Annotated in this window: 12 protein-coding genes; 6 read left to right on the forward strand and 6 right to left on the reverse strand. The window is 65.5% G+C overall.

Annotated features, from left to right (window positions below):
* Positions 1–111: 111 nt before the first annotated feature.
* Complete coding sequence (locus tag ACFVY3_RS11205; protein WP_364136532.1) at positions 112–1,461, reverse strand: sugar ABC transporter substrate-binding protein; 1,350 nt, start codon at positions 1,459–1,461, stop codon at positions 112–114.
* A gap of 218 nt (positions 1,462–1,679) precedes the next feature.
* Between ACFVY3_RS11205 and ACFVY3_RS11210 the strand changes: the two genes are divergently transcribed.
* Both ACFVY3_RS11210 and ACFVY3_RS11215 read left to right on the forward strand, forming a co-directional pair.
* On the forward strand, positions 1,680–2,648 hold the full coding sequence (locus ACFVY3_RS11210) for a carbohydrate ABC transporter permease (protein WP_290256669.1): 969 nt from the start codon (positions 1,680–1,682) through the stop codon (positions 2,646–2,648).
* Positions 2,648–3,607, forward strand: coding sequence for a carbohydrate ABC transporter permease (locus ACFVY3_RS11215; protein WP_290256668.1), 960 nt, complete (start codon positions 2,648–2,650; stop codon positions 3,605–3,607). Before ACFVY3_RS11210 ends, ACFVY3_RS11215 begins: the two co-directional genes overlap by 1 nt.
* Positions 3,608–4,019: 412 nt before the next feature.
* On the opposite strand, the gene ACFVY3_RS11220 is transcribed toward ACFVY3_RS11215, so the two are convergent.
* The 3 genes from ACFVY3_RS11220 to ACFVY3_RS11230 all read right to left on the reverse strand — a co-directional run bounded on the left by ACFVY3_RS11220 (position 4,020) and on the right by ACFVY3_RS11230 (position 6,072).
* Complete coding sequence (locus ACFVY3_RS11220; protein WP_400159764.1) at positions 4,020–4,805, reverse strand: hypothetical protein; 786 nt, start codon at positions 4,803–4,805, stop codon at positions 4,020–4,022.
* Positions 4,806–4,825: 20 nt separating this feature from the next.
* A complete protein-coding gene (locus ACFVY3_RS11225; protein WP_290256666.1) occupies positions 4,826–5,461 on the reverse strand; it encodes an ABC transporter ATP-binding protein in 636 nt (211 codons plus the stop codon).
* A gap of 62 nt (positions 5,462–5,523) precedes the next feature.
* The gene (locus tag ACFVY3_RS11230) at positions 5,524–6,072 is read right to left on the reverse strand and encodes a helix-turn-helix domain-containing protein (protein WP_400159765.1); all 549 of its coding nucleotides are present in this window, start codon (positions 6,070–6,072) and stop codon (positions 5,524–5,526) included.
* 118 nt (positions 6,073–6,190) lie between these two features.
* Here ACFVY3_RS11230 and ACFVY3_RS11235 point away from each other — a divergent pair, with 118 nt between their 5' ends.
* The gene (locus ACFVY3_RS11235) at positions 6,191–8,515 is read left to right on the forward strand and encodes a putative bifunctional diguanylate cyclase/phosphodiesterase (RefSeq protein WP_400159766.1); all 2,325 of its coding nucleotides are present in this window, start codon (positions 6,191–6,193) and stop codon (positions 8,513–8,515) included.
* 171 nt (positions 8,516–8,686) lie between these two features.
* Positions 8,687–8,947, forward strand: coding sequence for a rhodanese-like domain-containing protein (locus ACFVY3_RS11240; protein WP_400159831.1), 261 nt, complete (start codon positions 8,687–8,689; stop codon positions 8,945–8,947).
* A 167-nt stretch (positions 8,948–9,114) separates the two neighbouring features.
* Here the strand turns inward: ACFVY3_RS11240 and ACFVY3_RS11245 are convergent, their stop codons facing one another.
* Both ACFVY3_RS11245 and ACFVY3_RS11250 read right to left on the reverse strand, forming a co-directional pair.
* On the reverse strand, positions 9,115–9,342 hold the full coding sequence (locus tag ACFVY3_RS11245) for a DUF2188 domain-containing protein (RefSeq protein ID WP_290256662.1): 228 nt from the start codon (positions 9,340–9,342) through the stop codon (positions 9,115–9,117).
* Between the two features lie 209 nt (positions 9,343–9,551).
* On the reverse strand, positions 9,552–10,502 hold the full coding sequence (locus tag ACFVY3_RS11250) for an SRPBCC family protein (RefSeq protein ID WP_400159767.1): 951 nt from the start codon (positions 10,500–10,502) through the stop codon (positions 9,552–9,554).
* A gap of 211 nt (positions 10,503–10,713) precedes the next feature.
* Between ACFVY3_RS11250 and ACFVY3_RS11255 the strand changes: the two genes are divergently transcribed.
* Positions 10,714–11,478, forward strand: a complete 765-nt coding sequence (locus ACFVY3_RS11255) for a histidine phosphatase family protein (protein ID WP_290256660.1) — start codon at positions 10,714–10,716, stop codon at positions 11,476–11,478.
* The gene (locus ACFVY3_RS11260; protein ID WP_400159768.1) at positions 11,462–12,349 is read left to right on the forward strand and encodes an NAD(P)H-hydrate dehydratase; all 888 of its coding nucleotides are present in this window, start codon (positions 11,462–11,464) and stop codon (positions 12,347–12,349) included. The genes ACFVY3_RS11255 and ACFVY3_RS11260 overlap by 17 nt, the downstream gene beginning before the upstream one ends.
* Positions 12,350–12,363 lie beyond the last annotated feature (14 nt).

Raw genomic sequence — 12,363 nt, forward strand, 5'->3', positions numbered from 1 at the left:
GCCGGCCCGGCAGGAGTTGGACGGCCGGTTTTCCGGTTACCTTCAGTGTGGCACCAACCGGTCATTCCGCGCCGCAGTCCGTGCCTGACCGCAGCGAGGAATGACGGCAGCCTAGGAACCTGACTGGTCGTAGGCGCGCTTGGCGGCGGCCTGGGCGTCAGCAAGCGCCTTGCCCGGATCCTTGGTCCCGAGCAGGGCCGAGGCGATGGCGTTGTTCAGTTCCGTTTTGATGGTTTGACCCGCGGGGGAGGCGCCCAGCGTCTTACCGGCCGGGAGGACGTCGTAGTACGTCTTGATCGTTTCGTCGAAGCCGGCGTTGCCACTTGGCTTGACGAAGGTGTCCCTGATCAGCTTGTCGGCCGACGGGGAACCGGTGAACAGCCCGGTGTTGATGCCGCCCGGCGTCGATGCGATCTTCTGTGCCCGAGCCTCCCCGGCGGCCTTCCATGCGTCGTCGGTGACCAGGGAGGTCATCCACGCGCAGGCAGCGTTGGGATTCTTGGCGTTTGCGGGAATGACAAAGGACGTCCCCCCTGCCACGGTGAACGGCTTGCCGTCTTTGTCCTTGAAAGGAACGGCGGACAAGTCCAGGGATTGCGAGTAGGGGGCCAGGACGTTGACGTACCACTGGGCGTCAACCTGGGACCCCACCTGGTTTTTGACGAACTGGTTCTGCTTACCGAACGTGTCGAAGGAATCGGAGAAGCTCTTGGCCTTGGCATAGCCGCCCTGCGCGTCATAGATCTGCTTCAGGAAACTGATCGCGGCTGCGTTGGCCGGGTCGTCCAGGACGGGGGCTCCCTTGTCGTCCACCAACCGTCCGCCCTGGCCGAGGATCCACAGTTCGGCCTGCCCGGCGGCCACCGGGTCGAATCCGAGCGTTGAGGGGTTACCGCCGTCGGCCTTCGACGCTTTTCCGACGGCGTCCAGCAGCTTCGTCTTGTCTGAGGTGTCAATGTCCGCGGCCGCCACGCCGGCGCCCTGGAGAACCTTCTGGTTCAGGATGATGGCTGCCGGCTGATAGAACTGCGGCACTGCCCAGACCTTGTCCTGATAGGTCACCTGTTGGGTGACGGCAGGGTAGAACTGCTTTGCCGGGTCCATGCCGTGGGCCTTGAAGCAGCCGTCCAGTGGCTTGATCAGCCCCTGGGCGGCGTAGGTCGCGACGAACGCGCGGTCCATCTGGACGACGTCGGGTACCTCACCGCTGGCCGCGCGGGTCGTGAATTTCTGCGCATCGAACGGCGTCTGATCCATCGTGATCTTCACGTTCGAGAGCTGGGACGATGCGTAGCCCATGCGTGCCTTGCCGACGTCGTCGGCGTTATCGAAGGCCCATGCCGTGATCGTCCCCGAGGCGTCCTTGGAAAAGTCCGCGCTCGCCGCCGGGGCACTGGTGCCCCCGCCGCCGCAGGCAGTCAAAGCGGTCACCGCCAGGGCCAGCACTGCGGTGTTCGTCATCTTTCGAAAATGCATCTTTGCATCCTCCCCAATCGTCGATGGTGGTGGTCGCTGCCGCGAGACCCTCGGCTAAAAGCGATTCGGGTGCAACACTGTAAGCAAGCTTCCTATTTCGAAAGCTAGCCCACGCCGCGGTGTGACGCAAGGGACCGGCCCCGATGCCGGTGCGCGGCGGGGCAGAGACCGCCGTGGAACCACGGGAGAAAGGGTGATGCCACATGACAGCCGAATCAGCCGCGCGAATCCGGCGCCCCGGGGGCAAGCCCCGGAAGGCCCGGGCACACCGGGTGAAGTACAACCGCAGGGAGGCCCTGGCTGGCTATCTGTTCATCTCCCCGTGGATCGTGGGCTTCCTCGTTTTCATGCTCGGTGCGATGGTCTACAGCCTGGTCATCTCCTTCAGCCGCTACAACCTGGCGACTAACGTGGCCAAGCCCGCTGGCGTGACCAACTACCAGCTCCTGTTTCAGGATCCGAAGGTCGCCTCCTCACTGGCCAACACGCTCTTCTACGCGGTCATGGCCGTTCCCCTGGAGATCTGTGTCGCCCTGGGGCTGGCCCTGCTCCTGAACCGCGTGGGCCGAGGCGCCGGGATTTTTCGGACCATCTACTACCTGCCCAAGATGACGCCGTCGGTGGCGACCGCGGCGGTTTTTCTGCTGCTGCTCAACGGCAACACGGGGGCCATCAACCAGGCGTTGGCGTTCTTCGGCATCTCGGGACCGCAATGGTTGATCGACCCGGCGTGGGTCAAACCCTCGATCGTGCTGATGACGCTGTGGGGGGTCAGCGGCACCATGGTGATCTTCCTGGCCGCACTCAAGAACGTGCCGCGGGAACTCTACGAGGTCGCGGCCCTGGACGGTGCCGGGCCGGTGCGGAAATTCTTCTCCATCACCGTCCCGATGATCTCGGGGGCCATCTTCTTCAACGTGATCGTCCTGACGATCGCCGCACTGCAGGTTTTCGATCAGGCGTACCTGCTCTTCTGGCGGGACCAAACCAGCGCGTCGCCGGAGGCCTCGCTGTTCTACGGCATCTACCTGTTCCAGCAGGCCTTCCGGGAATTCAACTTCGGGTTCGCCTCTGCCATGGCCTGGGTGCTGTTCGTGCTGATCCTGTTGATCAGCCTGATCCAGGTCCGGTTGGGAAACCGGTTCGTCTACTACGAGGGGGAGAAACGCTGATGGCCACCACCAATACCGAAACCGGCGCGACGCCGGAGGCCGGCCCGCTGCTGGCGGAAGCTGGCCGTTCCGCCACTGCCACGCCTGCCCCGGCCCCGCGCCGTCGTGTCCGGCGTCCCCGCACCACGGCCGGCAAGGTGGTGCTTGGCGTCGTCCTGACGGTGATCAGTGCCGTGTTCCTGTATCCCCTCGTGTGGCTCATTGCCGCCAGCCTCAAGCCCCGCGGGGAGGTTTTCGACAACGCACTGATCCCCGCGACGTTTTCCCCGCAGAACTACGTCGAAGTCTGGGATCAGCTCCCGCTGGTGAACTGGGTGACCAACAGCTTCCTCATCGCGGTGCTGGCCGCCACCCTGGTGACGCTCTCCAGTTCCCTGGTCGCCTTCGGGTTTGCCTACTTCCGTTTCCCGGGCCGGAACATCCTTTTCGGTCTTGTGCTGGCGACGATGATGTTGCCGGGCGCCGTGACCATGGTGCCGCAGTACCTCATCTGGAAGAACTTGGGCGTGCTGGGCACCTGGATACCGCTCTTCGGGATGAATCTCTTTGGCTCGGCGTTCTATATCTTCCTGCAGCGGCAATTCTTCCTGGGACTGCCACGGGAGCTCTTCGAGGCCGCGCGGATCGACGGCGCCAGCTACTTCGGCTTGTTCCGCAGGATAGCCCTGCCGCTATCCGTGCCGTCGCTCGTAGTGATCTTCATCTTCGAGTTCCAAGCAAGCTGGAACAACCTGCAGTCCGCGCTCATCTACCTCAATGCCGGTTCTGTCCAGGGCTTCACCGCTCCGCTGGGGATCGCCTATGCCATGACCAAATACAGCCCCACTAACGGCGGTCAGGGCGACTACCAGTACGTCATGGTCGCAACACTTTTGATCACGCTCCCCATGCTCATCCTCTTCGCTTTCGGACAGCGTCACTTCATCGAGGGGGTTGCCACCGAAGGCAGGAAGGGGTAGCGGGACTGCCGTGAAAGTCGGGGGGACCGGCCCGCATGTTGACCTTCACATAACGGGGGAACACGATGGAGTGATCGGGGCGGCGCCCGGTCACCCTCATCGTCTCGCGCCGTCCCGGCAACCAAGCCTCGAAGCCTTAAGAAAGGACGCATCGTGAGTGAAACTCCGGAGTCCGGCGGCCGCCTCCACAGCGAAGATCCGGCCGAGGGTGTGGACCATGACGGCGCGGCGACACCCGCGGGTGGGCCGGATCAGGGAAGCCGCAGTCACGCTGAAGAGCCGTCAGAAGGGCCCGATGCCGGGGACGACGGCGCCCGGCCCAGTGCGCCTGACGCCGGGGCGGGAGAACCGGAAGTCCCGTAGCTCTCTTTCGTAGTGCTGGCGGGCCGAGGACTTCTTCCCGGGTACGGGCTCAGGCGCCCAGTACTTTGCTGCTGCGGAAGCCCAGTGCCGTCACCCTGACCAGAACCGCGGAGCCGGTGAGCATGGCGGCCAGCAGGGCACCGAGCATCGGCACTATCCATGAGGACTGCAAAAGAATCGCGGGCCCGATCAGCAATCCCGGGAGTACGGCCAGGAGGCGGATAGGGCCGCCATTCATCCCGGCCTTGGACTCCAGGCTGCCGGGGTACAGCAGCGCCCCGAGGAGTGTGGCTGCGGAAGACCAGAGGCCCATCGATAAGGGCACGACAATGAGCGCAGCGGTGTAGGCGCTAGTCACCCGGACACCAAGACCTCCTGCGAACGCGGCGAAGGCGGCTGCTCCCGCAAAGGTCACCGTCGCCACGGCCCAGGACGCCGCCGTCATCCACAATCCGGCGCCCAGGTAGGCGTCAAAGAGCCGGCGGCGCGGAATGGGGCTGGCCAAGAGCGCCTCGATGGCACCACCGCCGACGTCGTCTGCCACGACCCCGGGGATCGTCAGCGTGGCGATCAGCGCCACGAGCATTCCCAGGATGGCTGGAGTCATCGTCATCAGGTACGTCGTCATGGGCGCGAACGTCCCTGCGGCGTCGTGGACGGTGACTATCCCGGCCCCCGCGTCCGGCCCGGTTTCGCCCGGCCACGAGGCCCCTGCCAGATTCTGCGTGCCGGCGAACACCATGACCCCCAAGGCTGCCCCGGCGACGGCGGCAAGCCAGACGGCGGTACTTCGCTGCTGGCGCCAGGACCGCCTCGCAAAAGCGAGACTTCTCATGCGCATCAGAGTTGCCGGTGTCATGCGGCTGCCCCGAAAGCGGCAAGGATCTCAGTTTCGGTAACGGGTGTGCTGCCGGGTGAGAGTTTCACCAGGCTGAACCCATCAATAATGAGATAGGTTCGGGCAATCTGGAGCGCCTCCGGAACGCTGTGCGTCGAGTACAGCACGGTGCGGGTCTCTCCCCACTGTCGGAGCAGCTCCCGGGTCTGCGCCGCGTAGACCGGATCAAGCCCGCTGAGGGGCTCGTCGAGAACAATGAACGCCGGGTCGGTCATCGCGAGCCGGGCAAGGTCGGCGCGCTGACGCTGACCGCGGCTGAGCTGCTTTACCTTCAATTGCATCAAGGTTCCCAGATCGAACCGTTCGACCAGCTCCGCCACGCTAACGGTGGTGGCCCCGGGGTAGGTGGCCGTCATGTCCCTCCAGAATGAAAGATTCTGCTCAACAGTGAGTGCGGACGCCAGGGCTGACTCGTGTCCCAGATACCCGATCCGTGAGCGCACCGCCGCGCCATCTTCGACAGGGTGGCCGAGGACCGTGCAGCTGCCGCCAAGCGGCGGGATGATTCCGCACAGTGTGCGCATCAGGGTGGTTTTTCCGGCCCCGTTCCTGCCAAGAAGCGCCGTCACGCCGGGTTCGAGCTCAATGTCCATCGGCCCCACCTTGACGCTGCCCTCATAGCCAATGGTGAGGCCCGAGAGTTCCGCTGTCGCCCTCATTCCGGAGCACCGCCGTCGGTCGGGGGTACCGGTAACAGCACCGTCGTCAGCTTGTGCTTTCGCCGCCCGCCTCCCGGCCCGTTCGACCTCAAGGACACTAACTCCTTGAGGACCGTTTGGAGGAGGGTGTCCACCTCCTCCGGGGTGGCCCAAAAGTCGGCCTGAGCGAAGTTGACCCGGTCGGCCGGGAGGTCCGGCGGGGCACCGTGCACGTAAGCGCCAAAATCTCTGATCAGCCCGGTGCTGAAGACCGTGAAGACTGTCAGCAGTTCCTCGCTGCTCAGCGACATCAGTTCGTCCGCGGTGGGGTTCGCCACTCCCGGCGCTATCCGGTACGTCCTCTCGATGGCGCCGCGTATCTGTTCTTCAACAACGACGTCGATCAGGCCGTGACGCGCCAGGATGGCGATGTGGCGGTACAAGGTGGCGACGGGGACGTCGGGGATCCGCTCCCTGATGGCATGTGTGGTGAGGCCTTCCTCGCCGAGAAGGGCCTGGACAATACGCAGTCTCACTGGATGCAGCAGCTGGGATGAGTTCGCCATACGCCCACAGTATCATTATCGATATTGATACTGTTGGACTGGTGTTCCTCGTTCCGGTTACCCCGTGCGGTCCGAGGTCGATAGTGCGACGGGAGAGATGTCTTTGATGAGGGGCCTTATGAACGATCCGACCTTGCGTGCCGTCCGCGCCGCCAGCGCGTCCCGACGGCTCCGGATCGGATTTTCGGCTGCCCTGCTGGCCGGTGCCGCGATCTTCTCCGCGGGGGTGTTCCTTCGGGAGTCGGACGCCTTCAGCCCGCTGGTGGATGGGTTCCTGTCGCAGCTTACGGAGTGGCTGCCGGCGGCGGTTTGCTGGTTCATGGCCCTGCGGAGGCGCGGTCGGGGACCGGAGCTCGCCTTGGTCGCCGGGGCCCTGTCGTGCCAGGCCGCCGGCGACACGTACTACATGGTCCTTTCTGCCACCGGCCAGGTCGTTCCCGTCCCGTCCCCGGCGGACATTGGGTATATCGGCTTCTACATTCTGTTTCTCGCGGCACTGTGGTCGATCGTGCGGCGACGCCTTGCATCGATGGCGTGGCCCGTCGTCCTCGATGGCATCGTGGGAGGCCTTGGTGCTGCCGCTGTGCTGGCCGTACTCATGGACCCGGTGATGGCCGAAATCATGTCTTCCGGCCAGCGGTCGGCCACGGCGGTCATTGGGGCCGTCTACCCGCTCCTCGATCTGCTGCTGGCGGCGACCGTCCTGGGTATCGCCGCTACGCCCGGACGTGTCCTGGGGCGTGGATGGATCCTGCTGGTCACCGGGCTGCTGCTCTACACCGCTGCCGACGTCGTCTACATCGATCTCCAGCTCCGCGGCCTTTACGCGGTGGGGACACCCCTGGACCTTGCCTGGGCGGTCGGCACGGCGTTGATTGGGTGCTGGGCTGCTTTCCACGGCACCCCGCGGCGACGCTCGCTAAGGGACGTGTCGTGCGTGCCAGTCCAGGCAGTTCCGGGGCTGGCGACGCTGGCGGGGCTGGGTGTCCTCCTGCTGGGGACGCAGGTCCACATCATGCTGCTTGCGGTGGTGCTGGCCGGTCTGACTCTCGCCTCGGCGGCGTTGCCGTTGGTCTTCCGGCAACGCATCCGCCTGTTGGATGCGACCCGGCAAGCACGAACGGACGAACTCACTGGGCTTCCCAACCGGCGGGCTTTGTACTCCGATGTACCGGGCCGGCTTTCGGATGTCCACCGCAGCAGTGCAGTGCTCCTGCTGGACTTGGACAAGTTCAAGGAAGTCAACGACGGGCTGGGTCACCATGTGGGGGATGAGCTCTTGAAGCATGTTGCCGCCAGGCTTGTGGGGACCCTGCGGCCGGAAGACTTTCTGGCGCGTATGGGCGGGGATGAGTTCCTTGTCCATCTGGCCGACTGCGGGCCGAGGGCTGCGGAGACAGTTGCCCTGGCCCTGCGGGATGCGCTGGGCGAGGCGTTTGATCTGGGCGGTGTGGTGGTACAGGTCAACGCCAGCATCGGCATTGCGAGCTTCCCCGAGCACGGCACGGAACTGGGGTTGCTGATGCGAAAAGCGGATATGGCCATGTACGCGGCCAAGTCCACGCGCAGTGGCCACGCTCTCTACACCGGTGTCACGGGCGGCCCCGGAAAGACGCACTTCCACAGCGTGCAGTCCCTGAACGAGGCACTGAGCCAGGGTCAGCTGGTGCTGCATTTCCAGCCAAAGCTGGAGCTCGGAACGGGGGAGGTCCGCGGCGTGGAGGCTCTCGTTCGATGGGACCACCCGACATTGGGGCTGCTGCAACCCGACGCGTTCCTTGACCGCTTTGAGGAGGCCGGCTTGATGCCGGCCTTGACGGAGGTTGTCCTCGGCGCGGCCCTGGACCAGGCGGCACGCTGGGAAGCGCAAAAGCTCGGAATGTCGGTAGCAGTCAATCTTTCGGCCAGATCCATCATGGATTCACGCCTGCCTGCGAAGGTTGCCGCGATGGCGGACGCGCGCGGGCTCCCTGCCTCGGTGCTGGTTGTCGAAATCACCGAGGACGTCCTGGTGGCAGACAGGGCCCGCGCTACCGCTGTCCTGGCGGCGCTTCGCCGCATGGGGGTCAAGATTGCGGTCGATGATTTTGGCAAAGGCTTCAGCTCGCTGTCCTATCTGCGCGAACTGCCCCTCGACGAGCTGAAACTCGATAAGTCCTTCATTTTCACCATGCTGGACGACGCGCGTGCCACGGCCTTGGTTGTCTCGACCATAGATTTGGCGCATAGCCTCGGGTTCGAAATGACCGCTGAGGGCGTCGAAAGTGAGGAGGTGTACCGGGCGCTGGCGGACTTCGGCTGCGACCTCGCCCAGGGTTATTTCATCTCCAGACCGGTCCCGGCGGGGGAGCTGACCGCGTGGCTGGCGTCCCGCGGTTCTGACGAGATCGCGGGTTTTGCGATCGCCACAGACGTTGACTTCGCCGGATCGGCGAGGCCGTAGCCCTGCGTTCAGAGCGATGGCGGATTCGATTAGGCTTTCGCCATGATCCGCCAGTCTTTTCGTTCGATCGACTAGCTGCTGCTCGCGAGTCGCGCCAACCTGAAGCGCGTGTCTGCGTCAGAGCTCGACGGGGAAGTCGCGGCAGGTGCCCTCGTCGTCGACACGCGGCCGGTGGACCAGCGGGAGAGGGACGGCGCCCTTCCGGGTGCGGTCGTCATCGACCGAAATGTCCTTGAGCGGCGGCTCGATCCTTCCAGCGCCCACCGGCTCCCGATGGCACACGATTACGATCGGCGGATTGTGATTGTCTGTAATGAGGGCTACAGCTCCAGCCTGGCAGCAGACACCCTGCAACGACTGGGCCTTTTACGGGTGACCGACCTTATTGGAGGTTTCCAGGCCTGGGCTGCGTGGCGACAGGAAGCCGGCTAGCCCGCTGCGCTGTTTTCCGAGGTTCGCCAGCGCACAACGTTCGGCGCGGTTGGCTCCGGCCGGAGCGCCACTTCGCTCACCAGACTTCCCTCGAGGTGAGGGAGGGGCCGCCACACCGGACCCTCCCTCACCTCATGCATGCCTTGGCGGTCAACCCGCCTCGGGCCTTAGCCCGGGACGTTTCGTGGATCGTTGCCGTAGCTGTTCTTTTCGGAGATCACACCGTCCTGGTTCTTGATGATGTGCTCGACCTTGTCGCCCCGGGCGGCCTCCCGTCCTGCAACGACCGCGTCCTCTTTGGAGCTGTAGCCGGCGCCGAAAGCCCGCTGGGCACCATCGCGCTTGTTCTTCCACTGTCCGTCTTCGTAGTACGTCTCAATATCTCCCTGAGGCATGACACGCTCCTTCTGCCGTTCGGTTTTGCCCTACATTGGGTAGCGAAAAGCCCCGCGGCACTGGGGGACCACGGGGCATTTCCAAGGCTTCTCCGCCGCATGGGGGGACGGGCGGAGAAGCTGATACCAAACTAATAGAAAGTAGGCTTACGATTCAAGTCTCAGTGCCTTTCCGGCGCGGCGGAGGGTCGGGCGAACGGCGGTCGCTTTCAGTGCTGGCCCAGGCTGCCGCCAGCCGGGGGAAGAGTCCCCTCGACGCCATGGCCTCGTTCGTCCCGTTCGGCCTGGCTGGCGGTGTCGGCGGCGGCCGTGCCGTCCGAATCGCCGTCGTCGTCGATCAGTCCGTTGGTCTGGTCGAAGGGCTTGGCGACGGACCGTTCCGAAAGCCGCTCCGTGGCTGAGTCGCTGCCGGTTCCGGCGGGCGTGGTTGTCTCGGTGCCGCCGGGGAAGACGCTCCCGGTGGTTCCTGTCGGTGGAACGGCGTCGGCTGCCCGCGCCGTCGCCGTCCCGGAATCCGCCGTAGCCGCGGAGCCTGCGTCGGTACCTCCGCGCTGTGAGGAGTCTCCCCGACCCACGGCCGCGGCCACCCCTGCCGCTGCTGCGGCCAGCCCGACGCCGGCTATCACCTTTCCGGATACCCCGGCCGTGCCGCTGCTGCCCCGCGAGGCGGCGGCGTCCTCAACCCCCGGCGTGCCTGAGGCGCCGTGACCTTGGACGGTGCCGCGCCAAGCACCCGTGGCGTAACCCTCGTCCTCGATGAAGGCCTTGAACCGGTCCAGGTCGCTTTCGGCCTGCCTGGCGACGACGTTGAGTTTGTCGCCCACCGTTTCAACCATGCCCTCCGGTTCGTATTCGAGGGAGAGCTCCACGGAGGTCTGACCGCCGCCCAGGTCTTCAAAGGTCACCGCGCCGGCGTTGGTAGCTCCCTCCGTGGCAGCCCACGCTACTTTTTGATCAGGGATCTGCTCCAGGATTCTTGCCTGCCACTGGCGGCGCACCCCGGCAATCTCCGCCGTCCATTCCAGGCGGTCGTCGCTGAGCTGCTGCACGCTCTTCACCCCGGACAAGAAGTGCGGAAATTCCTCGAACTGAGTCCATTGGTTGTAGGCCACGCTCACGGGAACGTTCACCAGGATGCGTTTCTCGACTTTCGTGCTCACGGTGTCTCCTTCGACTCTGTAGGAACAAACCAGTGATCAACTGATCATCAGTATGCTTACTTTATCGAGGATTCCGCCTGGCGGCCAGAGCAGAGGTGACTCTCTGCGGCTAACCCGGTCGCGGCGCGGGAGCCAAGCCCGGGTCGTTTTTCACGGGACATCGCTGGGCCGCTGCAGTATGGTGGGCACCTTCCGACGCAAGGAGGAGCACGTGAACAGTCATCGAAGCAACGTCGCCGGGGAGGCCGGTATCACCGCGCTGGTGCTGATCCGGCACGGAGAAAGCGAGGGGAATGTTGCGGCGACGCGGGCCAGGGAGGCGGGCGCGCAGGTGATAGAGGTCCCGGCCCGTGACGCCGACGTCGATCTTTCCGAGACCGGGAGGGAGCAGGCGCTGGCCCTGGGCCGCCTGCTGGCAGGCGTCTCCGAGCAGTTCCCGGTGTGGTCCTCCCCCTACGCCAGGGCCCGGGAGACTGCCGAACTGGCGCTGGACGTCGCAGGGTGGGACCGATTGCCCCGCCTGGACGAACGGCTCCGGGACCGCGAGTTGGGAATCCTGGATCGGCTGACCTCTGCCGGCGTGGAGGCCAGGTTCCCTGAGGAAGGAGAACGCCGGCGCTGGCTCGGGAAGTTTTACTACCGGCCACCAGGCGGCGAGTCCTGGGCCGATGTGGTGCTTCGGCTGCGGTCGCTGCTTGCAGACCTGGACAGGGAGCACCCCGGCCAGGAGGTGCTGCTGGTCTGCCATGACGCCCTCATCCTGCTCTTCCGGTACGTTTTGCTGGGGCTCACCGAGGCGGACCTGCTGGACCTGGCCGCACGCACCACCATTCTCAACGCATCCGTCAGCCGGTTCGTCCGGGAGGGCGGCACCGGCCCATGGGAACTGGCCGGGTTCAATGAGGCTAACCATCTGCGGTCCTATGGCGCCCCCGTCACTGAGCACGCGGGAGAGTCCAATGTCCACCCGCGCTAAGCCGCCGATCCCGCTGACGCCCACGTTGCTGCGCGGCTGGCCGCTGCCCGGCGGGGGCTCCGGGAAGGCGGACCGCGGCTCGGTGCTGGTTATTGGGGGCGCGCGCAAGACCCCGGGGGCCGCGCTCCTGGCCGGTGTCGCGGCACTTCGTTCCGGCGCCGGTCGGCTGACGCTGGCGGTGGCCGAATCGACCGCCGTCCACGTGGCGGTGGCGCTGCCAGAGAGCGGCGTCCTGGGCCTGCCGGAAAGCGCCAGGGGCTCAGTGAAGGGTTCGTCCGCTTCGCTGCTCGTCGACGAATTCGCCGCGGCCGACGCCGTTCTGATCGGCCCCGGCCTGGACGACAAGGACGAGGCCCTGGCGCTTCTTCGCGGACTGCTCGTGCCGGCGCGGACGCCCCAGGGTAGCGGCCCCGCCGTCGTTCTGGATGCGTTCGCCCTCGGCTGTTTGCCCGAACTGGGTGCCGACCTGGGCCCGTGGGCGGGTCGGCTGATCTTGACCCCTAACCCCACCGAGGCGGCCATCCTCTTGCAGCGCGAGATCGGCGACCTTGGCCGCGATATCCGGACTATCGCGAGCCGGTTCCAGGCCGTGGTCAGCTGCCAGGGGTTGATTGCGGAACCCGACGGCGAGTCCTGGGAGGTCAGCACCGGGCACAGTGGGCTGGGGACCTCGGGCAGCGGCGACGTGTTGGCCGGTGCGGTCACGGGGCTGCGGGCCCGCGGTACGACGGGACCCCAGGCCGCCTGTTGGGGCTCTCACCTGCATGCCACCGCAGGGGACAGGTTGGCCAGCAGACTGGGCGGGCTGGGTTACCTTGCCCGGGAACTCTGCGATGAGTTGCCGCCGCTGATGGTGGAACTCAGCAGCTGATCAGCCGCCCGGTT

It is taken from the genome of Arthrobacter sp. BPSS-3, assembly GCF_044628475.1.
Taxonomy (GTDB): Bacteria; Actinomycetota; Actinomycetes; order Actinomycetales; family Micrococcaceae; genus Arthrobacter.